The following is a 24,574-nucleotide window of genomic DNA, read 5'->3' on the forward strand; positions in this document are numbered from 1 at the left end:
AAGCCCGTACACCACGCGAAGGGCGCCCGGGAGACCCCGGGCGCCCTTTCACGTCGTACGGGAGATCAGACCGACCGCAGCGCCAGCACCACGTTGTGACCGCCGAAGCCGAACGAGTTGTTCAGCGCGACGATCCGGCCCTCCGGCAGCGGCCGGGCCTCGCCGGAGACGAGGTCGGGCTCGATCTCGTCGTCGAGGTTCTCCAGGTTGATCGTCGGCGGCGCCACCCGGTTCTTCAGCGCCAGCACGGTCGCCACCGTCTCGATGCCGCCGGCGCCGCCCAGCAGATGACCGGTCATCGACTTGGTGCCGGACACCATGATGTGGCCGAGGTCGTCGCCCAGGACCCTGCGCAGGGCCTTGACCTCCGCGACGTCGCCCTGCGGGGTGGACGTGGCGTGCGCGTTGACGTGCACGACCTCCGCGGGCTTCACGTCGTTCTCGGCGAACAGGTGCTCGAGCGCGGCGGCGACGCCGCGGCCGGTGGGCTCCGGCTGGGCGATGTGGTGGGCGTCGGCCGACAGGCCCTGGCCCACGGCCTCGCAGTAGATCTGCGCGCCCCGCCTGGCGGCGTGCTCGGCGGACTCCAGGATCACGATGCCGGCGCCCTCGCTGAGGACGAAGCCGTCGCGGGCCTTGTCGTAGGGGCGCGAGGCCCGGGTGGGCTCGTCGTTGTTCTTCGACATCGCCATCATGTTGGCGAAGGCGACCATCGGCAGCGGGTGGATCGCCGCCTCCGTACCGCCGGCGACGACGACGTCGGCGCGGCCGCTGCGGATCATCTCGACGGCGTAGCCGATGGCCTCGGCGCCCGAGGCGCAGGCGGAGACCGGGGTGTGCACGCCCGCGCGGGCGTTGACCTCGAGGCCGACGTTCGCGGAGGGCGAGTTGGGCATCAGCATGGGCACGGTGTGCGGCGAGACCCGGCGTACGCCCTGTTCCTTGAGCACGTCGTACTGGCCGAGGAGCGTCGTGACACCGCCGATGCCGGAGGCGACGACGGCGCCGACGCGCTCGGGCTCGACGGCGGGGTCCTCGCCCGCCTTGCCGGTGTACCCGGCGTCGGCCCAGGCCTCACGGGCGGCGATCAGGGCGAACTGCGCCGACCGGTCGAGCTTGCGGGCCAGCGGCCGGGCGAGCACCTCGGTGGGCTCGACGGCGATGGTGCCCGCGATGCGCACGGGCAGCTCGGCCGCCCAGTCCTGCTCCAGCTTGGTGATGCCCGAGCGCCCTTGGACCAGGCCCTCCCAGGTGGACGCGCTGTCGCCACCCAGCGGTGTGGTGGCGCCGATACCGGTGACGACCACGGTGCGATTGGTCGTGTTCACGGGATGTTCTCTCCAGAGTTCGAGGAATACGGCGCCGCCGCGCGGATGGCGACAGCGGTCAGCACGTCTGACCGTACGTGCTTCAGTCCTGGTGCTTGAGGATGTAGTCGGTGGCGTCGCCGACCGTCTTGAGGTTCTTGACGTCGTCGTCGGGGATCTTGACGTCAAAGCGCTCCTCGGCGGCGACGACGACCTCGACCATGGAGAGCGAGTCGACGTCGAGATCATCGGTGAAGGACTTGTCGGTGGCGACGTCCTCGACCGGGATCCCGGCGATCTCGTTCACGATCTCCGCGAGACCGGCGACGATCTCTTCCTGCGTGGCGGCCATGTGGCGCTCCTTCTTGTTCTCTTCGGTGAGCCCGGGATCGGGACTCAAGGGAGGGTAACGACAGTCGCGGCGTAGACGAGTCCCGCCCCGAAGCCGATCACGAGAGCGAGGTCCCCGCTCTTCGCCTGTCCGGTCGCCAGGAGCCGCTCCATGGCGAGCGGGATCGAGGCGGCCGAGGTGTTGCCTGTGGTCTCGATGTCACGGGCGACCGTGACATGCTCGGGCAGTTTCAGCGTCTTCACCATCGAGTCGATGATCCGCATGTTGGCCTGGTGCGGGATGAAGACGTCCAGATCCTGGGGGCTGATCCCGGCGGCGTCGAGGGCCTGCTGGGCCACCTTCGCCATCTCGAAGACCGCCCAGCGGAAGACCGTCTGGCCCTCCTGGGTGATCGCGGGGAACTTCACCACGCCGTCGGCGTCCACCGGCAGGTCGTCGCGCTCGGGGCCGCGGAAGTCGTCCCACGGCACGGTCTGGGTGATGACGTCGGCCTTGTCGCCCTCGGAGCCCCAGACGCTCGGGCCGATGCCGGGCTCGGTGGCCGGGCCGACGACGACCGCGCCGGCGCCGTCACCGAAGAGGAACGCGGTGGCGCGGTCGGACTTGTCGGTGAGGTCGGACAGCCGCTCGACGCCGATGACCAGGACGTGGCTCGCGCTGCCCTCGACGATCAGGCCCTTGGCCAGGGTGAGGCCGTAGCCGAAGCCCGCGCAGGCGGCGGAGATGTCGAACGCGGCCGGGTTGCCGGCGCCGAGCCGGTGGCCGATCTCGGTGGCGATCGAGGGGGTCTGCTTGAAGTGCGAGACGGTGGAGACGATCACCGCGTCGATGTCGTCGGGGGAGATCCCGGCGTCGGCGATGGCCTTGCCGGCCGCGGCGACGGACATCTCGGCGACGGTCTCGTCCGGGCCGGCCCAGTGGCGGGTGGAGATGCCGGAGCGGGAGCGGATCCACTCGTCGGAGGAGTCGATGTACTTCAGGATCTCCTCGTTCGGCACCACCCGGGTGGGTCGGTAGCCGCCGACTCCGAGGATCCGGGCGTACGGGGAACCCTTGGCGGGCTTGATCCTGGCGGTCACTGGCGGGCCTCCTCGATGGCGTCCCGGGCGGCCTGGAGGTCGTCCGGGGTCTTCAGCGCTACGGTCTTCGTGCCCTTCATGGCGCGTTTGGCGAGACCCGTCAGGGTGCCGCCGGGAAGCAGCTCCACCAGCGCGGTGGCGCCGCGGCCGGCGAAGGTCTCCATGCACAGGTCCCAGCGCACCGGGTTGGCGACCTGTCCGACGAGGCGGTCGACGACCTCCTGGCCGGACGTGACGACGCCGCCGTCCTTGTTCGAGACGTACGGGAGCCGCGGGTCGGCGGGCGCGAGCGCCTTGACCTCGGCGGCCAGGACGTCGACGGCGGGCTCCATGTGCGCGGTGTGGAACGCGCCGGCCACCTTGAGCGGCATGACGCGGGTCTTCTCCGGCTTGTCCGCGGCGAGGGCCGCGAGCTGGGCGGCGGTGCCTGCGGCGACGATCTGGCCGGCGCCGTTGATGTTCGCCGGGGTCAGGCCGAGGTCCGCCAGGTGGGCGAGGACGGTGTCCGGGTCGCCGCCGAGGACGGCGGACATGCCCGTCTCGGTGACGGCGGCGGCCTGCGCCATGGCCACGCCGCGGGCGCGGACCAGGGCCAGGGCCTCCTCGGCGGTGAGCACGCCCGCCAGCACGGCGGCGGTGAGCTCACCGACGCTGTGGCCGGCGACGGCGCCCGCCCGGTCCCGTACGGCCTCGGCCGGGTCGTCCCCGAAGAGGGCGTACGCGGCGACCAGGCCGGCGGCCACCAGCAGCGGCTGGGCGACGGCGGTGTCGCGGATCTCGTCGGCGTCGGCCGTCGTCCCGTACCGGACGAGGTCGATGCCTGCGGGGCCCGACCAGGTCTCCAGTCGTCCGTGGACGCCGGGCAGGTCGAGCCAGGGGGTCAGGAATCCGGGCGTCTGGGCGCCTTGGCCGGGGGCAGCGAGTACGAGCACCCTCACACCATCTCTTGTCCGGCCCCTCTCGCGCCCGTGGGGACCGGGACGAAGAACACGAAGGCACTTTGTTGGGTTCCCACAAGCACCTAGGAGCGGGGCTCCGCTTCGGTCAGGCGGCCGAGGATCAGGGCGATACGCAGGGTGAACGCCGATCGCACATCCGAGGGCGACCAACCCGTGACGTCGGTCACACGTCGCAGCCGGTAGCGGACGGTGTTGGGGTGCACGAACAGCATCCGCGCGGCGCCCTCGAGGCTGCTCGCCTGCTCCAGATAGACGCTCAGCGTCTCCAGGAGGGCGGAGCCCGCCTCCTCCAGCGGTCTGTAGATCTCCTCCACCAGCTGCTCGCGGGCGGCGGGGTCTCCGGCGATGGCCCGCTCGGGCAGGAGGTCGTCCGCGAGCACCGGGCGCGGCGCGTCCTGCCAGGCGCCGCACGCCTTCAGGCCCGCCACGGCGGCCTGCGCGGAGCTGTTGGCGGCCAGCAGGTCGCCGACGACGGGGCCGGCCACGACCGGGCCGCGGGCGAACGGTCCGATCAGGGACTTCGCGGCCTTCAGCGGGTCGGGGCTGCCGCCGGCGACGACGATCAGCCGGTCGCCGAGCACCCCGGTGAGGACCTGGAGCTTGGCGTGCCGGGCGGCGCGGCGGATGGCCTCGACGGTCAGCTCGCTGTCGCCGTCGGGGGCGGTGCCCAGGATCACGCACACGTGGTCGGGGCTGGACCAGCCCAGGGCGGCGGCGCGGGACAGGGCGCCCTCGTCGGCCTCGCCGGAGAGCACGGCGTTGACCACCAGGGACTCCAGCCGGGCGTCCCAGGCGCCGCGGGCCTCGGCGGCCTGCGCGTACACCTGGGCGGTGGCGAAGGCGATCTCCCGGGCGTACACGAGGAGCGCCTCGCGCAGCACGCGCTCCTCGCCGGGGGCGGCGACGTCGTCGATCGCGGTCTCCATGACCTCGATGGTCGTACGGACCATCTCGACCGTCTGGCGCAGCGTGATCGCCCGGGTCAGCTCGCGCGGCGCGGTGCCGAACACGTCGGTGCTGATCGCCTGCGGGGTCCCGGGGTGGCGGAACCACTCGGTGAACGCGGCGATGCCGGCCTGGGCGACGAGCCCGATCCACGACCGGTGCTCGGGCGGCATCGCCCGGTACCAGGGCAGCTGCTCGTCCATCCGGGCGATGGCGGCGGCGGCGAGCTCTCCGGAGGCTTTCTCCAGGCGCTTCAGCGTCGCCGCGTGGGTGTGGTCGCTGCGCGGGGTCACGGGTTCTGGCACGGGTCCAGGGTAGGCCGAATGTCCGCCGCGTCCGGCACGGGAGCCGCACCGGTGCAGGACCGGGACACAGCGGCAACGCAACTCGGCCGGTGAGGGACGCGGTTGCGCGGGCGGGGGTGGGGGGCGGCGTACCGTGAGGGGGTGATTCAGGTGCGGCGGGGCGAGGGACGGTATCGGGGCGGGGACGCGGGGGCGGGGATCGAGTCGCTGCACGCGTTCTCCTTCTCCGGGTTCTACGACCCGGAGAACGTGCGCTTCGGGGCGCTGGTGGCGTGCAACGAGGAGCGGCTGAAGGCCGGGGCCGGGTTCGGTGAGCACCAGCACCGGGACATGGAGATCGTCACGTGGGTGGTCGAGGGCGAGCTCATCCACCGGGACTCCGAGGGCAACGAGCGGTACGTCCGGCCCGGTGACGTGCAGCATCTGAGCGCCGGGAGCGGTGTCACGCACGTCGAGCGCAACGACGGGGACGGCCCGCTGCGGTTCGTGCAGATGTGGCTGATGCCCCGCGGACCGGGCGGGAAGCCCGCGTACGAGCTGGTCCGGGGCATCGCCGACGGCACCCCGCTGGCCGTGGAGGCGGCGGGCGCGCTGCTGCACGTGCGCCGTCTCGCGCCGGGTGAGCGCACCGCGCTCCCGGACGCCCCGTGGGTGTACGCGCACGTGGTGCGCGGCACGGTGGGCCTGGGCGGCGAGGAGGTCCGCGAGGGCGACGCCGCGCGGATCGCCGGGGCGGAGGGGCTGGAGATCACGGCGGCCGGGGGGCCGGCGGAGGTGCTGGTGTGGGAGATGAACGCCGCCGGCCCGGAGTACGGCTAGGGCCTGTACGGAGTTCCCCGTCGTTCGCGCGGAGCGCGGCGTCGCGGCGTTCGGTGCGTGCTCTCGGCGTGCGGTGGACCAGGTCATGTGGCGGAGCCACCTGTCCTGGTCCACCGTGCGGCGAGAGTGCGTGCCGGGCGTCGGGGCGCAGACGGGGAACTCCGTACAGGCCCTAGGGCCTGCGGAGCTCCGCCAGCACGGCGTCCGTGAAGACGGGCCACACCTCGGCGGCCCATTCGCCGAACGCGCGGTCCGTCAGCGCGACGCAGGCCGCGCCCGCGTCGGGGTCGACCCACAGGAACGTACCGGACTGCCCGAAGTGTCCGAAGGCGCGGGGCGAGGACGTCGCTCCCGTCCAGTGCGGCGACTTCCCGTCGCGGATCTCCAGGCCCAGGCCCCAGTCGTTCGGGTTCTGGTGCCCGTAGCCGGGCAGCACGCCCTTGAGTCCCGGGCGTACGACGGACGTCGCCTCGGCGTGCAGCCCGGCGGAGATCAGCCGGGGGCGCTGCAGCTCGGCGGCGAAGCGCGTGAGGTCGGCGGCCGTGGAGCGGCCGTCCTTGGCCGCGGAGCCGTCCAGGGTGGTGGACGTCATGCCGAGCGGGACCAGCACCGCCTCGTGGAGGTACTCGGCGAACGGGATGTCCGTGGCCTTCGCCAGATGGTCGGCCAGGGCCTCGAAGCCGGCGTTGGAGTACAGCCGCCGGTTGCCGGGCGCCGCGAAGACCCGCGCCTCGTCGAAGCCGAGGCCGGAGGTGTGCGCGAGCAGGTCCCGTACCGTGGCGCCGGGCGGGCCGGCCGGCTCATCGAGCTCGACGGCGCCCTCCTCGACGGCGACGAGCACGGCGTACGCGGCGAGCGGTTTCGTCACGGACGCGAGATGGAAGCGGTGGTCCTGCGGACCGTGGGTGCCGGCGAGGGTGCCGTCCGCGCGGACGACGGCGGCAGCCGCCGTGGTCACCGGCCAGGTATCGATCATCCGCAGACTGTCCATACCGCCGAGCGTAACGCCCTCCCCCGATAGGCCCTCATGCCGCCCGCTGTGCTTGCCTGGAGTGCACTCCAAGTCTCTAGCGTGGAGGTCATGACGGTGACCGAGACGGCGGCCGACACCAAGGTCGGCCTGTGTGTGTCCGAGACCGCGTTCCGCCCCCGCCCCGACGGCGAGGACAACTACACCATCAGCGAGGTGGCGTCCCACACGGGGCTGAGCGCCTACACGCTGCGCTGGTACGAGCGGATCGGGCTGATGTCCCGGGTGGACCGCTCGCACACCGGGCAGCGCCGGTACGACAACCAGGACCTCGGCTGGCTGGAGTTCGTCGGCAAGCTGCGGCTGACCGGGATGCCGGTGGCCGACATGGTGCGCTACGCGGAGCTGGTACGCGAGGGCGACCACACCTTCGCCGCCCGCCAGGAGCTGCTGGTCCGCCATCGCGAGGACGTCCGCCGGCACATCGCGGATCTGCAGGGGACGCTGGCGGTCCTCGACTTCAAGATCGAGGTCTACGGAGGCGGGTCCCAGTGACGCTGGACAAGGTGCGTCTCGGCCACGACGGGCCCGAGGTCGGGGTCCAGGGGCTGGGCTGTATGGGCATGAGCTTCGGTTACGGGCCGACCGACGCCGGTGAGGCGCTGGGCACCCTGAAGCGGGCGCTGGAGCTGGGCGTCACGCTCTACGACACGGCGGACATGTACGGGATCGGGGAGAACGAGAGGTTCCTCTCGCCGTTCGTCACCGCCCACCGGGACGAGATCACGATCGCCTCGAAGTTCGGCATCGAGCTCGACCCCGCGCGCCCGGAGTACCGCGGGACCCGCAACGACCGGGCGTACATCCGCCGGGCGATCGAGGGCAGTCTGTCGCGGCTGGGCGTCGAGACGATCGACCTGTACTACATGCACCGCCGCGACCCGGACGTCCCCATCGAGGAGACGGTGAGCTCCATGGCGGAGCTGGTCCGCGAGGGCAAGGTCCGCCGGCTGGGCCTGAGCGAGGTCACCGGGCCGGAGCTGCGGGCCGCGTACCAGGTGCATCCGATCGCCGCGATCCAGTCGGAGTGGTCGGTGTTCAGCCGGGACGTGGAGCGCACGGCGGTGCCGGCGGCGGCGGAGCTGGGGGTGACGTTCGTGCCGTACTCCCCGCTGGGCCGGGGCTTCCTGACCGGGGCGGTCACCTCCACGCAGGGGCTGGCGGAGGGCGACTTCCGGCACTCCCAGCCGCGTTTCACCGGGGACAACGCGGCGAAGAACGCGGAGCTGCTGGCACCGCTGCGGCGGATCGCGGAGGTCCGCGGGCTGACGCCGGGGCAGGTGGCCCTGGCGTGGGTGCACCAGCGGGCGTCGGTGCACGGGCTGACCGTGGTGCCGATCCCGGGGACGCGGCGGCGCAGCCGGGTGGAGGAGAACACGGCGGCGGCGGCAGTGACGCTGACGGCGGACGAGCTGGCGCTGCTGGAGCCGATCGCGGGGCAGGTGTCCGGGGAGCGGTACGCGGACATGGGGCCGACGTCGGCGGGGCGGGAGTAGCCGCTCACACACCGGTCGCGGCGGCGCGGGTCAGGCCCTGGTCGCGGGTGTCCACGCGGGTCAGCCTACGGACGGATCACCGCGCGCCCGGCGTCGAGGTCCACCGTGCTGTGCCGGGGCGGGGCGCCGTCGCCCTCGTCGTCGCGCAGCTGCGACTGGCGTTCGCGCTGCTCCTGGACCTGGCGGCCGGAAGGGTGGAACACCTCGTCCAGGACCTGGAGATACGCGGCCCCCGCGCCGCGCGCGGTGCGGCGCCGGCGGGCGACGAGGAGGAAGAGCAGCACCCACAGGGCGCCGACGACGGTCGCTGAGGCCAGCAGCACGGTGCTCCTTCGGGTCGCGGATCCATCCGGTTCAACGGTCGGCGGGGGTCCGGGGTTCCGGGCGTAAAACCAGGTGAGGGGCGCTGCCCGGCGCCAGTACGCTCGGCGTCTGACCCCCGTACCGGAGAGGCCTCGATGACCCCCGCCGTGACCGCCGTCAGCAGCAACGCCGTGTACTCCTTCGCCAAGCCCAACCGGCCGTCCGTCACCCTCCTCGAAGGGCTCGGCGTCGAAGGGGACATCCACGCCGGGGTGACCGTCAAGCACCGTTCGCGGGTGGCCCGCGATCCCTCGCAGCCGAATCTGCGCCAGGTGCATCTGATCCCCGAGGAGCTCTTCGCCGAGCTCGGCGGACGCGGCTATCAGGTCGAGCCCGGGAACCTCGGGGAGAACGTGACCACCCGCGGGATCGACCTGTACGCGCTGCCCACCGGCACGCTGCTGCGCCTCGGCGCGGAGGCGGTCGTCGAGGTCACGGGGCTGCGCAACCCGTGCGCGCAGATCAACGGGCTCGGGGACGGGCTGATGAAGCAGCTCGTCGAACGGGCCGCCGACGGCACGGTCGTCCGCAGGGGCGGGATCATGGGCGTCGTACGGACCGGCGGCGTCGTCCGCCCCGGGGACACGATCGGCGTGGAGCTGCCGGAGGGACCCCACGTGCCGCTCGCGCCGGTGTAGGCCCTGGTCGCCGAGATTGGTCTGAACCTCATAGAGTGACCTCCATGATCTCCTCCGCCCCCTTCGGCGCGCTCGACGACGGTACGTCCATCGAGCGCTGGACCCTGGAAGCCGGGGGCACCCGGGTCGACGTGCTCACCTACGGGGGCGTCGTCCACCGCGTGCACACCCCGGACCGGGACGGACGCGAGGCGAACATCGCGCTGGGGTGGGCGGACCTGGCCGGGTATCTCGCCAACCCCGGGCCCTACTTCGGCGCCGTCATCGGCCGGTACGCCAACCGCATCGCCGGCGCGTCCTTCACCCTCGACGGGCGGACGTACAAGGTGCCCGCGAACGACGGGACCAACTGTCTGCACGGCGGCGACGGCGGCTTCGACAAGCGCGTCTGGGCCGCGGAGCCGGCCGGCGAGGCCGCGGTCACCCTGCGCCGGACGAGCCCCGACGGCGAGGAGGGCTTCCCCGGGACGCTCGACGTCGCCGTCACGTACACCGTCGGCGACGACGGGGCGCTGCGCATCGACTACACGGCGACGACCGACGCCCCCACCGTCGTCAGCCTCACCAACCACAGCTACTTCAACCTCGACGGCGAGGGCACGGGCAGCGCCGAGCAGCACACCCTGCGGGTGGCCGCCGACCGCTACACGCCGAACCTCCCGACCGGCTCCCCCACCGGCGAGCTCGCCCCGGTGGCGGACACCCCGTTCGACTTCCGCGAGGCGAAGCCCCTGGCCCGCGACCTGCGCTCGGGCCACCCGCAGCTGCTCACCGGCCACGGCTACGACCACAACCTGGTCCTCGACAAGGGCGTCACCGAGACCCCCGTCGCGGTCGCGGAGCTGCGCTCCCCCGCCTCGGGCCGCACGCTGACGGTGTCGACGACGTCCCCGGGCCTGCAGCTCTACACCGGCAACTCCTTCGACGGCGCCCTGCGCGGCACCTCGGGCCGCACGTACCGGCCCACGGACGGCGTCGCGCTGGAGACACAGCACTTCGCGGACTCCCCGAACCAGCCGCGGTTCCCGTCCACGGTCCTGCGGCCGGGCGAGGTCCACCGGGCGACGACGGTGTACGGGTTCGGGATCCGCTAGCCGTCGAGCCTCACGATCATCTTCCCGGTGTTGTCCCCGCGCAGGACGCCCAGGAAGGCCTCCAGGGTGTTCTCGATCCCCTCGACGACCGTCTCGCGGTGGATCAGCTCCCCGGACCGCAGCCAGCCGCCGACCTCCCGCAGGAATTGCGGCCGCAGCGCCGTGTGGTCGCCCACCAGCATCCCCTGGACGCGCAGCCGCTTGCCGATCAGCAGCGCGAGGTTGCGCGGGGCGGCCGGGGCCTCGGTGGCGTTGTACTGGGCGATCATGCCGCAGACGGTGACGCGGCCGTGCACCTTGAGGGAGCTGATCGCGGCCTCGAGGTGGTCGCCGCCGACGTTGTCGAAGTAGACGTCGATGCCGTCGGGCGCGGCGGCCTTGAGCTGGGCGCCCACGGGACCGTCCTTGTAGTTGAACGCCGCGTCGAACCCGTACTCCCCCGTCAGCGCCTCGACCTTCGCCGCGGACCCCGCGCTGCCGATGACCCGCGAGGCGCCCTTGAGCCGCGCGATCTGGCCGACCAGGCTGCCGACCGCGCCCGCCGCACCGGACACGAAGACGGCGTCCCCCTCCTGGAACGACGCCACCTCCACCAGCCCGGCGTAGGCGGTGAGCCCCGGCATGCCGAGGACGCCGAGGTACGCCGGGAGCGGCGCCGCGTCCGGGTCCACCCGGGAGGCGTGGCGGGCGGGGACGGTGGCGTACTCGCGCCAGCCGAGGCCGTGCAGCACCTGGTCGCCGACCGTGAACGCCGGGTCGGCGGAGGCGACGACCTCGCCGACGGCGCCGCCGTCCATGGGCGCGTCCAGCCGGTACGGGGGGACGTAGGACTTCACGTCGTTCATCCGGCCGCGCATGTACGGGTCGACGGACAGATACCGGTTGCGGACCAGGATCTCGCCCTCGGCGGGCTGCCGTACGGGCGACGCGACCAGCGCGAAGCCGTCGGGGGTGGGCACGCCGTGGGGGCGGGCGGTGAGGTGCCAGGCGCGGGATGTCTCGGGGATCGTCATGGCGTCAATCTTTCACGGCCCGACGGCCTCTGAGCTGCGCGGGTGGGAGTCAGGGGCGACAGTGGACGGGTGAGTGACGTGTCTCCCGCCGCCGTGCCGGAGCTGCCCGGCGGCTGGGCAGACCCCGAGCTGCGGCGTGCGCTGGCGCTGAATCGCATGGGGTCGTTTGTCTGGGAGCTGGCGTCCGGGCAGATGCGCATGGACGCCGAGGGACTGGACGTCTTCGATCTCACGCCGGAGGAGTTCGACGGCCGCCCGGAGGGGCTGGCGCCGCGGGTGCCGGCGTCGGAGGGTGCCCGGATGGACGCCGTGGTGTCCCGGGCGCTGAAGGACGGCTCCACGTCGTACGGGGGGTACTTCCGGGTGCGGCTGCGCGACGGCACGCTGCGCTGGACGCACACCCAGGGCGCCATCCAGCGCGACGACGACGGCCGGCCGCAGCGGATCGTGGGCATCGTCCGCGACGCGACGCTGGAGCTCACGTACTCCGCCGCCCAGCTGCGGCTGGACCAGGAGCGGGCCCGGCAGACGTCGGTCGTGGAGTCCACGACGGCGGCGCTGGCGAGCGCCCGGACCGTGGGCGAGGTGATCGACGTGCTGGACGGGCCGGAGGGCCTGCAGCGGCTGGGCGCCAGCAACGTGATCATGGGGCGGGTGGAGTCCGGGCACATCAAGCTGGTCGCGGAGGGACAGGCGGGCAGTTACGCGGACGGCACCGAGTTCAGCCGGGTCACGGACCCGTTCCCGATGAGCGAGGTCGTACGGACCCTGCGCCCGCTGTTCGTCCTGTCGCGGGCGGAGTTCCGGCGCCGCTACCCGCGGCTGTGGCCGTACATCGAGCCGCTGGACATCGACTCCGGCGCGTACCTCCCGCTCATCGCGCAGGGGCAGGCGATCGGGGCGCTCGGGCTGTTCTACCGGGGCAAGTCCGTCTTCACGCCGGAGGACCGCAATCTGCTGATCGCGCTGAGCGGCACCATCGCGCAGAGCCTGCAGCGGGCCATGCTCTTCGACCAGGAGCACGATCTGGCGGAGGACCTGCAGCGGGCGATGCTCCCGCGGCGGATCCCGTCGCTGCCGGGCGCGGAGATCGCGGTGCGCTACCGGTCGGCGGGCAACGGGCGGGACATCGGGGGCGACTGGTACGACGTGATCCCGCTGCCGAACGGGCGGGTCGCGGCGGTGATCGGCGACGTGCAGGGGCACGACACGCACGCCGCGTCCGTGATGGGGCAGCTGCGGATCGTGCTGCGGGCGTACGCGGCGGAGGGGCACTCGCCGGGGACGGTGATCGCGCGGGCGTCGGTGTTCCTGCACGAGCTGGACACCGAACGGTTCGCCACCTGCTGCTACGTGGAGGCCGATCTGGAGTCGGGGGCGCTGCGGATCGTCCGGGCGGGGCACGTCGACCCGCTGGTCCGGGGCGCGGACGGCGTCGCGCGCTGGCTGTCCGTACCGGGCGGGCTGCCGCTGGGGCTGTCGGCGGACTTCGACCGGCTGGAGTATCCGGTGACCCGGATCGACCTGGCGGCCGGGGACGCGATGCTGCTGTGCACGGACGGGATGCTGGAGCGGTCGGAGGTCGGGCTGGACGAGGGGATGCGGGTCTTCGCGGAACTCGTCGCCGCCGGCCCGGACGACCTCGCGGGGCTGGCCGACCGGCTGCTGGACGAGCTGGCCGCGTGCGGGGCGGAGGACGACATGGCGGTCCTGGCGCTGCGCCGCTCGGGCCGGCCCCCGGCGGCCGACACCGGCGGGCGGCTCACCCAGCACATCGGCCCCGCCGACCCGGAGGGCCTGTCGGCGGGGCGGCACATGATCCGGGCGGCGGTACGGGCGTGGGGCGCCGGGGAGCGGTCGGACGAGGTCGAGCTGGTCGCCGACGAGCTGGTCACGAACGGTCTGCTGCACACCGACGGCCCGGTGGTCGTCACGGCGCGGATGCTCACCGCGCCGCGCTCCCGTATCCGGATCGAGGTGGCGGACGAGTCCAGCACGATGCCCCGCCGCCGCGACCCCGGCGAGGCGGGCGTCTCGGGCCGCGGTCTGCTGCTCGTCGACCGGCTGACGGACGCGTGGGGGGTGGAGGCCCGGGGGTCGGGGAAGGTGGTGTGGTCCGAGTTCGACCTCGGGTGAGCGCTCAGGGCCTGATCCCTCTCGTCCGCAGCCACGGCTCCGGGTCGATGCCCGAGCCGAACTCCGGGGTCGCCCGGACCTCGAAGTGCAGGTGCGGGCCCGTGGAGTTGCCCGTGGTGCCGGCGAGGCCGATGTGCTGGCCGGGGAAGACGCGTTCGCCGGGGTAGGCCTCGATGCGGGAGAGGTGGGCGTAGAAGGTGAAGTAGCCGTCGTCGTGCCGGATCGTCACGGAGTTGCCGAAGGCGCCGTCGCAGCCCAGCTCGTAGACCGTGCCGAAGCCCACGCTGCGGACCGGGCGGCCCTCCGGGACCGCGAAGTCCAGGCCGGAGTGCAGACTCCCCCAGTGTTCGCCCGTCTGTCCGAAGCGCGAGGTGATCTCGTACTTGTTGACCGGCACCCGCCATTTGCGGGCGACGAACGGCTTGCCGTCCGCCGTGTCCTCGCCGCCGTTCATGGCGAACGGGACGGCGGAGCGGAACTCCGTGCAGCCGGCGCCCCGGACGCGGTGCTGCGACTCCTGCAGCTTCTCCAGCTGCGCCTGGGCCCGGACGAGCTTGGCCTCGAGGGCCTTCTTCGCCCGACCCTGGAGGTACAGCTCGTGGTCGAGCTCGAGCTTGGCCTGCGCGGCGCGCGCCTGCTCCGCCTCCAGCCGGTCCTGGGCCCGCTGGGTCTGGTGCATCAGCAGCCCGGCGGCGTGCTCGCCCTTGTCGGCGAGGTAGACGCGGTCGAGGAACTCGGCGGGGTTGGAGGAGAGCATGAACTGGGCGGTGGGGGTCAGGGAGGCGTCGCCGCCGCTGCGGTACTGCATGGCGGCGATCCGGCCGAGCCGCGCCCGCAGCTCGGTGACCTTGCGCTGCTGGTCGCGGACCTGCCGGCCGAGGCGCTCGATCCTGCGCTGCTGGCGGCCGACGGCCTTCTTCGCGGCCTCGTACCGCTGGGTGGTGCGGCCGGCGTCGGCGAAGAGCGCGTCGACCTCGCGGCGGGCGGTCCGCAGGCTGTTCTTGTCGTCGCCGCCGGGCGCGGCGGTGGGCACCGGCTGGGCGGTCGCGGCCTGGACCGACACCGCCAGACACAGGGCGGTCGCGGTTCCGGTTCGTGTGACAATTCGTCGCATTGGCTGATCGTTTCGCGACACGTGGGCGATACGCCGCCAACACACCGTGACACGGTGTATGTCCGCCCGTCCGGCGGACCGTCGATCGCCGACTACGCGCAGGTCAGCGTATCGCTACGGGGCGTGGGCAGCCGTCACCCCATTGGCCCTCCCGGACCGGTGCACGGGACCGTACGGCCCTTAACTGGTCTGTACCGGCTCGCGGAGAGTGTGCCAGCGACCATGCAATGCCACCGATGACGGAGGACCCATGGCGGGAATCGACGGCACAGCGAGCGAGCTGCTGCTGCGTACCGGCCGCTTCTTCACGCGCGGCGACATTTCCCCCGATCTTCGCAGCGTGACCAAGACCGGGGGCCGGGACGGGGACGTCTTCTACCGGGACCGCTGGAGCCACGACAAGGTCGTCAACTCGACCCACGGGGTGAACTGCACCGGCTCCTGCCGCTGGAAGGTGTACGTCAAGGACGGGATCATCACCTGGGAGACCCAGCAGACGGACTATCCGTCGGTGGGCCCCGACAGCCCGGAGTACGAGCCGCGCGGCTGTCCGCGCGGCGCCGCGTTCTCCTGGTACACGTACTCGCCGACGCGGGTGCGTTATCCCTATGTCCGCGGCGTGCTGCTCGACCTGTACCGCGAGGCGAAGCAGCGCCTCGGCGACCCGGTGCGGGCCTGGGCGGACATCCAGGGCGATCCGGAGCGGCGGCGCGCCTACCAGCGGGCGCGCGGCAAGGGCGGGCTGGTGCGCGCCTCCTGGGACGAGGCCGTGGAGATGGTGGCCGCCGCGCATGTGCACACGATCCGGGTGTGGGGCCCGGACCGGGTGGCGGGGTTCTCGCCGATCCCGGCGATGTCGATGGTGTCGCACGCGGCCGGGGCCCGGTTCATGTCGCTGATCGGCGCGCCGATGCTGTCGTTCTACGACTGGTACGCGGACCTCCCGGTCGCCTCGCCGCAGGTCTTCGGCGACCAGACGGACGTACCGGAGTCGGGCGACTGGTGGGACGCCGCGTATCTGATGATGTGGGGCTCCAACGTCCCCGTGACCCGTACGCCCGACGCGCACTGGATGGCCGAGGCCCGCTACCGGGGGCAGAAGGTCGTCGTGGTGTCCCCCGACTACGCGGACAACACGAAGTTCGCCGACGAGTGGATGCACCCGCACCCGGGGACGGACGGGGCGCTCGCGCTGGCGATGGGGCACGTGATCCTGCGCGAGTGCTTCGTGGAGCGGCAGGTGCCGTTCTTCGTGGACTACGTACGGAAGTTCACCGACCTGCCGTTCCTGGTGACGCTGACGGAGCGGGACGGCGCGTACGTACCGGCGAAGTTCCTGCGGGCCTCCGACCTGGGGGACGGCGGGGAGGGCGCCGAGTGGAAGACGGTCGTCCTCGACGGGAACACCGGGCGGCCGGTGGTGCCGAACGGCTCGCTGGGGTTCCGCTGGACGGACTCCGGCAAGGGCAGGTGGAATCTGGACCTCGGCGACACCGTGCCGCGCCTGTCCCTGTACGGGGCGGACGAGGCGTCCGGCGTTCCGGTGCTGCTCCCCCGTTTCGACACCGAGGGCGGTGAGCACGGCCAGGGCCGCGGCGACACCGTGACCCGGGGCGTGCCGGCGATGCGGACGGCGGACGGGCGGCTGGTGGCCACGGTGTTCGACCTGATGCTCGCCCAGTACGGGGTGGGGCGCGAGGGGCTGCCCGGTCAGTGGCCGGCGGGGTACGAGGACGCGTCGACGCCGGGGACGCCGGCGTGGCAGGAGGAGCACACCTCGGTGCCGGCGGCGCAGGCGGTGCGCATCGCGCGCGAGTTCGCCCGTACGGCGGAGAAGTCCGAGGGGCGGTGCATGATCCTGATGGGGGCGGGGACGAACCACTGGTTCCACTCCGAGACCATCTACCGCGCTTTTCTGGCCCTGCTCACCCTCACCGGCTGCCAGGGCCGCAACGGCGGCGGCTGGGCGCACTACGTGGGCCAGGAGAAATGCCGTCCGGCGACCGGCTGGGCGACGCTGGCCGCGGCGAACGACTGGTCGCGGCCGCCGCGGCAGATGATCGGCACCGCGTACTGGTTCACCAACACCGACCAGTGGCGCTACGACACCTTCCACGCCGACGTGCTGTCCTCCCCCCTGGGCGAGGGCCGCTTCACCGGCATGACGGGCGCCGACTGCCTGGCCCAGTCGGCCCGCGCCGGGTGGATGCCGTCGTACCCGACGTTCAACCGCAACCCCCTGGACCTGGGCGCGGTGGACGACCCGGTGGCGTTCGCCGTCGAGGAGCTGAAGGCCGGGCGCCTGGGCTTCGCCTGCGAGGACCCGGACGCGGAGGAGAACTGGCCGCGCGTGCTCACGCTGTGGCGGGCCAATCTGCTGGGGTCCTCCGCGAAGGGCGCCGAGTACTTCCAGAAGCACCTCCTGGGCACCCAGTCCTCGGTGACCGCCCGCGAGTCGTCGCCCGAGACCCGCCCGCGGGACGTGAAGTGGCGCGACGAGGCGCCCGAGGGCAAGCTCGACCTGCTGCTGTCGATGGACTTCCGCATGACGTCCTCGACGCTGCTGTCGGACGTGGTGCTCCCGGCCGCCACCTGGTACGAGAAGCACGACCTGTCGTCCACCGACATGCACCCGTACGTGCACTCCTTCACCCCCGCGGTGAACCCGCCGTGGCAGGCCCGTACGGACTTCGACGCGTTCAACGCCATCGCCGCCTGCTTCTCGGATCTGGCCGGGGAGCACCTCGGCGTCCGCCGCGACCTGGTCGCCACCGCCCTCCAGCACGACACCCCGGGGGAAACCGCCCAGCCCGGCGGCGTGGCGCTGGACTGGCGGGCGGGCGAGTGCGAGCCCATCCCCGGCAGGACGATGCCGCAGCTCACGGTGGTGGAGCGGGACTACACGGCGATCGCCGACAAGATGACCACCCTCGGCCCGCTCGCCGAACGCCTCGGCCTCCCGGCGAAGGGCATCGCCCTGCACCCCGACGAGGAGATCGGCAAGCTCGCCCACCTCAACGGCACCAAGACCGGCGGCCCCGCCGACGGACGGCCGCTGCTGGACACCGCGGTCAAGGCCTGCAACACCATCCTGGCCCTGTCCGGCACCACCAACGGCCGGCTGGCGACCCAGGGCTTCCGCACCCTGGAGGAGCGCGTCGGCACCGAGATGGCGCATCTGTCCGCCGAGCACGAGGGCAAGCGCGTCACGTACGCCGACACCCAGGCGGCCCCCGTCCCGGTGATCACCTCGCCGGAGTGGTCGGGCAGCGAGTCGGGCGGCCGGCGCTACACGGCGTTCGTCCTCAACACCGAGCACCAGAAACCCTGGCACACCCTTACCGGCCGCCAGCACTTCTTCCTCGACCACGACTGGATGCACGAACTCGGCGAGGCCCTGCCCGTCTACCGGCCACCGCTGGACATGAACCGCCTGTTCGGCGAGCCGCGTCTGGGCCCCGACGGACAGGCGCAGGTGACGGTCCGGTACCTCACCCCGCACAACAAGTGGTCCATCCACTCCGAGTACCAGGACAACCTGTTCATGCTGTCCCTCTCCCGCGGCGGCCAGGTCATCTGGATGTCCCCGCAGGACGCCGACGCGATCGGTGTACGCGACAACGACTGGATCGAGGCGGTCAACCGCAACGGCGTCGTCTCCGCCCGCGCCGTCGTCTCGCACCGGATGCCCGTCGGCACGGTCTACATGCACCACGCCCAGGACCGCACGGTGGGCGTCCCCAAGTCGCAGACCACCGGCAAACGCGGCGGCATCCACAACTCCCTGACCAGGCTCATCCTCAAACCCAGCCATCTGATCGGCGGTTACGCCCAGCTCTCCTGGGCGTTCAACTATCTCGGCCCCACGGGCAACCAGCGCGACGAGGTCACCGTCATCCGGCGCCGCACCGAGGAGGTGACGTACTGACATGAAGGTCATGGCCCAGATCGCGATGGTAATGAACCTCGACAAGTGCATCGGCTGCCACACCTGCTCCGTCACGTGCAAGCAGACGTGGACCAACCGCGGCGGCGTCGAGTACGTGTGGTTCAACAACGTGGAGACCCGGCCCGGCCAGGGCTATCCGCGCCGCTACGAGGACCAGGAGAAGTGGCGCGGCGGCTGGGAGCTCAACAAGCGCCGGAACCTGAAGCTGAAGGGCGGCGGCAAGTTCAAGAAGCTCGCCACCATCTTCTCCAACCCGATCCTGCCGGAGATAAAGGACTACTACGAGCCCTGGACGTACGACTACACCAACCTCACGGACGCCCCGCTCGGCGACGACTTCCCGGTGGCCCGGCCCCGGTCCCTCGTCTCCGGCAAGCCCATGAAGATCGAGTGGAGCGCCAACTGGGACGACAACCTCGGCGGCATCGGCGACCCCGGCGCCGAGGACCCGATGGTGGCGAAGGTACGGGAACAGGCCGCGGAGAAGGTGAGGTTCGCCTTCGAGCAGACCTTCATGTTCTATCTGCCGCGGATCTGCGAGCACTGCCTCAACCCGTCGTGCGTGGCGAGCTGCCCCTCGGGCGCCATGTACAAGCGGTCCGAGGACGGCATCGTGCTCGTCGACCAGGACCGCTGCAAGGGCTGGCGGATGTGCGTGTCGGGCTGCCCGTACAAGAAGGTGTACTTCAACCACCGCACCGGCAAGGCCGAGAAGTGCACCCTGTGCTACCCGCGGCTGGAGGTCGGCCTGCCCACCGTCTGCTCCGAGACCTGCGTCGGCCGGCTGCGCTATCTGGGCGTCCTGCTGTACGACCAGGACAAGGTGCTCGAGGCGGCGTCCGTCCCCGACGACCGTGATCTGTACGAGGCGCAGCTCGGGGTGTTCCTCGACCCGAACGACCCCGAGGTGCACCGCGAGGCGGAGCGCGCCGGGATCCCGCACGACTGGATCGAGGCCGCGCGCCGCTCCCCCGTACACGCGCTGATCAGCACGTACAAGGTGGCGCTGCCGCTGCACCCGGAGTACCGCACCATGCCGATGGTCTGGTACATCCCGCCGCTGTCGCCGGTCGTCGACGCCCTGGCGGAGACGGGCTTCGACGGGGAGGACGCGGACAATCTGTTCGGCGCCATCGACTCCCTGCGCATCCCCCTGGAGTATCTGGCGGCGCTCTTCACCGCCGGCGACACCAGCCCCGTACGCGCCTCCCTCGAACGCCTCGCGGCGATGCGCAGCCATATGCGCGCCGTCCAGCTCGGCGACACCCCGAGCGAGTCGGCGGCGGAGGCCGTCGGGATGAACGCCCGGGAGATCCAGGAGATGTACCGGCTGCTGGCCCTGGCCAAGTACGACGACCGGTACGTCATCCCCACCGCCGCCGTCGGTGACGCGAAGGCGCTGGAGGAGTCGGTGTGCTCCCTGGACTACGAGGGCGGCCCCGGCGCCGGCGGTTCCGGCCCGTTCGGCGGGGACTCGGGGCGCCCCGGGACCGCGTTCGTGTCCATCGAGTCCTTCCACGGGGCGCGCCGCCGGCAGACCGCCGACTCCCCCGACGAGCTGCGTACGCCCACCATCGACGATGCGGAGAAGCCGTGAGCGCCGTCATCCACCAGGCCGCCGCCCGCTGCCTGGTCCACCCCGACCCGCCGTTCACGGACGAGCTGCCGCTGCTGCGCCGGGCCCTGGCCGGGCGCGGCGCCCCGGCCGCCGGGCTGCTGGCGTTCCTCGACCACGCCGACGCCACGCCCCGCGGGGAGCTCGCCCGGCACTACGTCGAGGTGTTCGACTTCAAGAGCCGCCGCTGCCTCTATCTGACCTGGTGGTCGGACGGCGACACCCGCCGCCGGGGCATGTCGCTCGTACGCCTGAAGGAGACGTACCGGGCGCACGGTCTGGAGTTCAGCGACGAGGAGCTGCCCGACTACCTCCCCGCCGTGCTGGAGTTCTCCGCCCGCGCCGGCACCGACGTCCTGCTGCGCGAGCACCGCCCGGCGCTGGAGCTGCTGCGGCTGTCCCTAACCGAGCACGGCACGCCCTACGCCCGGGTGCTCGACGCGGTCTGCGCGACGCTGCCCGGGCCGTCCCCCAGGGACAGGGCCGCCGCGATGGCGTTGGCTCGCACCGGGCCGCCCCGCGAGGACGTGGGGCTCGAACCGTACGGGCTGCTGCCCGTCCTGACCGACGCGCGAGGACAGTCATGAGCATCCTGTGGAACGCGCTGCCGTACGTCGTGATCGCGCTGTTCGTGCTCGGCACGGCGTGGCGCTACCGCTACGACAAGTTCGGCTGGACGACCCGCTCCTCGCAGCTGTACGAGTCGAAGCTGCTGCGCGTGGCCTCGCCGATGTTCCACTACGGCATCCTGTTCGTGCTGGCGGGACATCTGGTCGGGCTGTTCATCCCCGACTCGTGGACGTCGGGGATCGGCGTCGGCGAGAGCGCGTACCACCAGGTCTCCCTGTGGACCGGCACCGCCGCCGGGCTGCTCACCGTCGGCGGCATCGGGCTGCTGATCTACCGGCGGCGCACCAACCGGCCCGTGTTCCGGGCGACCACCGTCAACGACAAGCTGATGTACGTGGTGCTGCTCGCCGCGATCGTCATGGGCATGGTCGCCAAGCTGAGCCATGCGGGCGGCCACGGCTACAACTACCGCGAGACGATCTCCCCCTGGACGCGCAGCATCTTCACCCTGCAGCCCAAGGGCGAGCTGATGGCGGACGTGCCGGTCCTCTACCAGATCCACATCGTGATCGGGCTGGCGCTCATCGCGCTGGTGCCCTTCACCCGGCTGGTGCACATGCTCAGCGCACCGGTGCAGTACCTGTTCCGTCCCTACATCGTCTACCGCGGCCGTGACGCGCGGCAGCTCGGCGCCCGCTCGCCGCGGCGGGGCTGGGAGGGTGTCCAGTGAGTACGAAAGCAGCCGCCGTCGCCGCCTCGGACGGGGAGAAGCCGTCCGCCACGGCGTACGTGGATCTGATCGTCGCGACCGTCGGCTTCGGTCTGACCTTCTGGGCGTGGAACCTGATCGCCCCGCTGGCCGGCGATCTGGACAAGAAGCTCGACATGAGCCCGTTCGCGCAGTCGCTGATGGTGGCCGTGCCGGTGCTGGTCGGCTCGCTCGGCCGGATCCCGGTGGGCGCGATGACGGACAAGTTCGGCGCGCGGAAGATGTTCCCGCTGTTCGCGGCGCTCACCATCGTCCCGGTGCTGCTGCTGATCCCGGCGAAGGAGTCGTACGGGCTGCTGCTGGTCGTCGGGTTCCTGCTGGGCATCGGCGGTACGACGTTCGCCATCGGCATCCCGCTGGTCAACTCCTGGTTCCCGCCGTCCAGGCGGGGGTTCGCGCTGGGCGTGTTCGGCATGGGCATGGGCGGTGTGGCGCTGTCCGGGTACTTCACTCCGCGGATGTACGACAAGGGTCACAACCTGCCGTTCGTCGTGATGGCGATCGCGCTGGCGGTCTACGCGGTGGTGTCGTGGCTCCTGCTGCGCGACCGCCCCGACCGGGTGGTTCCGACGACACCGCTGGCGCACCGGCTGGGTGAGGCGGCGAAGCTGCGGGTGACGTGGGAGCTGTCGGCGCTGTACGCCATCGGCTTCGGCGGCATCGTGGCGTTCGGCGTCTATCTGCCGACGTACCTGAAGACCTGGTACGAGCTCGGCCCCACCGACGCCGGCACCAAGGCCGCGGGCTTCGCCCTGGTCACGGTGATCTTCCGGCCGCTCGGCGGCTGGCTGTCGGACCGGGTTCACCCGGCGGTGGTGGCCGCCTGGTCGCTGGCCGTCGTCGCCCTGTTCGCCGTGCTGCAGGCCTTCGACCCGGACCTCGACCCGCTGGGCACGATCTGCTTCCTGGCCATGGCGGCGGGACTCGGCGCGGCGAGCGGCGCGGTGTTCGCGCTGGTGGCACGGGTCACCCCGCAGCAGCAGGTGGGCTCCGTCACCGGCATCGTGGGCGCGATGGGCGGCCTCGGCGGCTTCGTGCCGCCGCTGGTGATGGGGGCGATCTACAGCGCGAAGGACTCGTACTCCATCGGCTTCATGCTGCTGTCGGACCTGGCGCTGGCGGGGTGCGTGTACGCGATCGGACGGATGCGGACGGCGGGGGCGACTCCGGCGGAGCGGACGCATCCGGCGCGGGCGAGCTCGTCGGAGGGGTAGGCGGGCGCCCGGGGACGGTCCCGGTTGGTCCCCCACGCGATTCGCCGCGGGAACCAGCCGGATCGTCCGCGGCCGGCATTGGCATCACCTGGTCTCCAGCCGCTGGAGCAGCCCCCAGGCGAACTCCGCGGTGACGCCGTGGGGTTCCCCGTCCCGGTCGGGGGCCTCGAAGGCGAGGCGGAAGCGGTTGTCGGTGTCGCCCTCCCTCGGGGTGGCCGGCGGGAAGGCGTGGGCGACCTCGTCGACGGTGGCCGACCAGGGCGTCAGGTCCTCGAGCGTGCGCGGCCCGGGCCCCTTCGCGTCCGCCGCCCGCACCAGCCAGGCGTTGACGGCCGTCCCGCCCGGGAGCACCACCGCCTCGAACCGCAGATCCGGCCACAGGGGCACGGGCCAGCGGTACGCCTCGGCCCGTACGTCCCCGAACGGCCGGTCCTCGCGGGCCTCGGGCGCCCCCAGCAGCGCGCCGTAGTCCTTCACCCCGGCCGGCAGCTGCCGCCGCCCCGCCCGCAGCCGCCCCTGCCACGCGCGATTGGCCTCGCGCATCACGTCCTTGCCCACGCCGAGCTCGCGCAGGGCGTCCTCCACCAGCGCCGGATTGTGGTCGGCCATGCGGCGCAGGAGTACGAGCTGGAAGCGGAGGGGGCCGGGGATGTCGTCCATACGTCACATTCTGGCGTCCGCCACCGAGCTGTGCCTCCGCTGGGAGACGCGGCAGGCGGAGGCGGCGCTGGGCCTGCTGGGACGGTGAGGTCCGGGGCAGGCCCAGGGCCGGCGGTCAGTAGCGCTCGCCGGTCACCTCCGCTGCGACGGCGTCGAGGCGGGCCAGGTCCTCCGGGGTGAGCTCGACGTCCACCGCGGCGGCGTTCTGCTCCAGGTACGTGATGCGTCGGGTGCCGGGGATCGGGACGACGTCGTCGCCCTGGGCGTGCACCCAGGCCAGGGCTATCTGGCCGGGGAGGACGCCCTTGTCCTCGGCGATCTCGCGGACGATCGCCACGAGGCGGGCGTTGGCGTCGAGGGCGTCGGGCTGGAATCGCGGCATGTTACGGCGTACGTCGGTCGGGGCCATCGTGTCCTGCGTGGTGACGGCACCGGTGAGGAAGCCGCGGCCCAGCGGGGAGAACGGCACGACGCCGACGCCCAGCCGCCGTGCGGCGGGCAGCACCTCGGCCTCGAGCCCCCGGGTCCACAGCGACCACTCGCTCTGCAGGGCGCTGATCGGATGCACGGCGTTGGCCCGCTCGAGCTCGTCGGCGGTGACCTCGGAGACCCCGAGGTAGCGCACCTTGCCGGCGGTCACCAGGTCCGCCATCGCGCCGATGGAGTCCTCGATGGGGGTGTCGGGGTCGACGCGGTGCAGGTAGTAGAGGTCGATGCGATCGGTGCCCAGCCGCTGCAGGGAAGCGTCGGCGGCTTCCCGGATGTGCCCCGGCGACGCGCCGAGGCTCATCCCCACGCCCGGCTCGATGCCGACGATGCCGACCTTGGTGGCCAGGGTGACCTCGTCGCGCCGCTCCCGGAGGGCGTAGCCGACGAGCTTCTCGTTGGCCCCGGGCCCGTACAGCCCGGTCGCGCCGTAGATGTTCGCCGTGTCCAGGAAGGTCACGCCGATGTCGAGGGCGCGGTGGATGGTGGCGATGGAGTCCAGGTCGTTGGCCGGTCCGTAGGACTGGCTCATGCCCATCAGTCCCAGGCCCTGCGCGGAGACGGTCAGTCCTTGCGTGCCCAGAGGGCGCTGCTGCATACGAATCCTTTGTCAGTGGCGACTCTTATGATCAGGGCGAACACACCGGCTCCGGCGGTTGTT

Annotated in this window: 22 protein-coding genes; 11 read left to right on the forward strand and 11 right to left on the reverse strand. The window is 72.2% G+C overall.

Annotated features, from left to right (window positions below; all coding sequences use genetic code 11):
• Nucleotides 1–65 precede the first annotated feature (65 nt).
• The 5 genes from fabF to SRB5_RS07410 all read right to left on the reverse strand — a co-directional run bounded on the left by fabF (nt 66) and on the right by SRB5_RS07410 (nt 4,947).
• On the reverse strand, nt 66–1,328 hold the full coding sequence (gene fabF / locus SRB5_RS07390; protein ID WP_323377232.1) for a beta-ketoacyl-ACP synthase II: 1,263 nt from the start codon (nt 1,326–1,328) through the stop codon (nt 66–68).
• Between the two features lie 82 nt (nt 1,329–1,410).
• Complete coding sequence (locus tag SRB5_RS07395) at nt 1,411–1,659, reverse strand: acyl carrier protein (protein WP_153450874.1); 249 nt, start codon at nt 1,657–1,659, stop codon at nt 1,411–1,413.
• 44 nt (nt 1,660–1,703) lie between these two features.
• Nucleotides 1,704–2,738: a ketoacyl-ACP synthase III gene (locus SRB5_RS07400; RefSeq protein WP_323377233.1), complete on the reverse strand. Its 1,035-nt coding sequence runs from the start codon at nt 2,736–2,738 to the stop codon at nt 1,704–1,706.
• Nucleotides 2,735–3,670, reverse strand: coding sequence for an ACP S-malonyltransferase (locus tag SRB5_RS07405; RefSeq protein ID WP_323377234.1), 936 nt, complete (start codon nt 3,668–3,670; stop codon nt 2,735–2,737). Before SRB5_RS07405 ends, SRB5_RS07400 begins: the two co-directional genes overlap by 4 nt.
• Before the next feature lie 89 nt (nt 3,671–3,759).
• Nucleotides 3,760–4,947, reverse strand: a complete 1,188-nt coding sequence (locus tag SRB5_RS07410) for a PucR family transcriptional regulator (protein ID WP_323377235.1) — start codon at nt 4,945–4,947, stop codon at nt 3,760–3,762.
• Between the two features lie 141 nt (nt 4,948–5,088).
• On the opposite strand from SRB5_RS07410, the gene SRB5_RS07415 reads away from it, so the two are divergent.
• The gene (locus tag SRB5_RS07415) at nt 5,089–5,766 is read left to right on the forward strand and encodes a pirin family protein (RefSeq protein WP_323377236.1); all 678 of its coding nucleotides are present in this window, start codon (nt 5,089–5,091) and stop codon (nt 5,764–5,766) included.
• 172 nt (nt 5,767–5,938) lie between these two features.
• On the opposite strand, the gene SRB5_RS07420 is transcribed toward SRB5_RS07415, so the two are convergent.
• Nucleotides 5,939–6,757 carry a serine hydrolase domain-containing protein gene (locus tag SRB5_RS07420; protein ID WP_153450621.1) on the reverse strand — a complete coding sequence of 273 codons (819 nt, stop codon included), beginning with the start codon at nt 6,755–6,757 and terminating at the stop codon, nt 5,939–5,941.
• Nucleotides 6,758–6,847: 90 nt separating this feature from the next.
• Between SRB5_RS07420 and SRB5_RS07425 the strand changes: the two genes are divergently transcribed.
• The gene (locus tag SRB5_RS07425; protein WP_153450622.1) at nt 6,848–7,291 is read left to right on the forward strand and encodes a MerR family transcriptional regulator; all 444 of its coding nucleotides are present in this window, start codon (nt 6,848–6,850) and stop codon (nt 7,289–7,291) included.
• Nucleotides 7,288–8,292, forward strand: coding sequence for an aldo/keto reductase (locus SRB5_RS07430; protein ID WP_323377237.1), 1,005 nt, complete (start codon nt 7,288–7,290; stop codon nt 8,290–8,292). Before SRB5_RS07425 ends, SRB5_RS07430 begins: the two co-directional genes overlap by 4 nt.
• A 65-nt stretch (nt 8,293–8,357) precedes the next feature.
• On the opposite strand, the gene SRB5_RS07435 is transcribed toward SRB5_RS07430, so the two are convergent.
• Nucleotides 8,358–8,615 (reverse strand): DUF6191 domain-containing protein, encoded by a 258-nt coding sequence (locus SRB5_RS07435; protein WP_153450623.1) that lies wholly within the window; start codon nt 8,613–8,615, stop codon nt 8,358–8,360.
• Between the two features lie 135 nt (nt 8,616–8,750).
• Between SRB5_RS07435 and SRB5_RS07440 the strand changes: the two genes are divergently transcribed.
• Both SRB5_RS07440 and SRB5_RS07445 read left to right on the forward strand, forming a co-directional pair.
• Nucleotides 8,751–9,293: an MOSC domain-containing protein gene (locus tag SRB5_RS07440; RefSeq protein WP_153450624.1), complete on the forward strand. Its 543-nt coding sequence runs from the start codon at nt 8,751–8,753 to the stop codon at nt 9,291–9,293.
• 44 nt (nt 9,294–9,337) lie between these two features.
• Nucleotides 9,338–10,387 carry an aldose epimerase family protein gene (locus tag SRB5_RS07445; RefSeq protein WP_153450625.1) on the forward strand — a complete coding sequence of 350 codons (1,050 nt, stop codon included), beginning with the start codon at nt 9,338–9,340 and terminating at the stop codon, nt 10,385–10,387.
• Here SRB5_RS07445 and SRB5_RS07450 read toward each other — a convergent pair.
• Nucleotides 10,384–11,400 (reverse strand): NADP-dependent oxidoreductase, encoded by a 1,017-nt coding sequence (locus tag SRB5_RS07450; protein ID WP_153450626.1) that lies wholly within the window; start codon nt 11,398–11,400, stop codon nt 10,384–10,386. The two genes, SRB5_RS07445 and SRB5_RS07450, sit on opposite strands and share 4 nt — an antisense overlap.
• A gap of 69 nt (nt 11,401–11,469) precedes the next feature.
• On the opposite strand from SRB5_RS07450, the gene SRB5_RS07455 reads away from it, so the two are divergent.
• The gene (locus SRB5_RS07455) at nt 11,470–13,536 is read left to right on the forward strand and encodes a SpoIIE family protein phosphatase (protein WP_407703886.1); all 2,067 of its coding nucleotides are present in this window, start codon (nt 11,470–11,472) and stop codon (nt 13,534–13,536) included.
• A 4-nt stretch (nt 13,537–13,540) separates the two neighbouring features.
• Here the strand turns inward: SRB5_RS07455 and SRB5_RS07460 are convergent, their stop codons facing one another.
• Nucleotides 13,541–14,650: a peptidoglycan DD-metalloendopeptidase family protein gene (locus SRB5_RS07460; protein ID WP_153450627.1), complete on the reverse strand. Its 1,110-nt coding sequence runs from the start codon at nt 14,648–14,650 to the stop codon at nt 13,541–13,543.
• 250 nt (nt 14,651–14,900) lie between these two features.
• Here SRB5_RS07460 and SRB5_RS07465 point away from each other — a divergent pair, with 250 nt between their 5' ends.
• The 5 genes from SRB5_RS07465 to SRB5_RS07485 are packed head-to-tail and all read left to right on the forward strand — an operon-like array spanning nt 14,901 to nt 22,767.
• Nucleotides 14,901–18,578 carry a nitrate reductase subunit alpha gene (locus SRB5_RS07465; protein ID WP_153450628.1) on the forward strand — a complete coding sequence of 1,226 codons (3,678 nt, stop codon included), beginning with the start codon at nt 14,901–14,903 and terminating at the stop codon, nt 18,576–18,578.
• Between the two features lies 1 nt (nt 18,579).
• Entirely contained in the window at nt 18,580–20,196 is a 1,617-nt protein-coding gene (gene narH / locus SRB5_RS07470; RefSeq protein WP_153450629.1) for a nitrate reductase subunit beta, read from the forward strand.
• Nucleotides 20,193–20,801 carry a nitrate reductase molybdenum cofactor assembly chaperone gene (gene narJ / locus SRB5_RS07475; protein ID WP_323377238.1) on the forward strand — a complete coding sequence of 203 codons (609 nt, stop codon included), beginning with the start codon at nt 20,193–20,195 and terminating at the stop codon, nt 20,799–20,801. Before narH ends, narJ begins: the two co-directional genes overlap by 4 nt.
• Nucleotides 20,798–21,514 carry a respiratory nitrate reductase subunit gamma gene (gene narI, locus SRB5_RS07480; RefSeq protein WP_153450630.1) on the forward strand — a complete coding sequence of 239 codons (717 nt, stop codon included), beginning with the start codon at nt 20,798–20,800 and terminating at the stop codon, nt 21,512–21,514. Before narJ ends, narI begins: the two co-directional genes overlap by 4 nt.
• Nucleotides 21,511–22,767, forward strand: coding sequence for an MFS transporter (locus SRB5_RS07485; protein WP_323377240.1), 1,257 nt, complete (start codon nt 21,511–21,513; stop codon nt 22,765–22,767). Before narI ends, SRB5_RS07485 begins: the two co-directional genes overlap by 4 nt.
• A gap of 84 nt (nt 22,768–22,851) precedes the next feature.
• Here the strand turns inward: SRB5_RS07485 and SRB5_RS07490 are convergent, their stop codons facing one another.
• Both SRB5_RS07490 and SRB5_RS07495 read right to left on the reverse strand, forming a co-directional pair.
• Nucleotides 22,852–23,427, reverse strand: a complete 576-nt coding sequence (locus tag SRB5_RS07490; protein ID WP_153450632.1) for a hypothetical protein — start codon at nt 23,425–23,427, stop codon at nt 22,852–22,854.
• Between the two features lie 115 nt (nt 23,428–23,542).
• On the reverse strand, nt 23,543–24,511 hold the full coding sequence (locus SRB5_RS07495; RefSeq protein WP_153450633.1) for an aldo/keto reductase: 969 nt from the start codon (nt 24,509–24,511) through the stop codon (nt 23,543–23,545).
• Nucleotides 24,512–24,574 lie beyond the last annotated feature (63 nt).

This window comes from Streptomyces smaragdinus (assembly GCF_009604385.1).
GTDB lineage: Bacteria > Actinomycetota > Actinomycetes > Streptomycetales > Streptomycetaceae > Streptomyces > Streptomyces smaragdinus.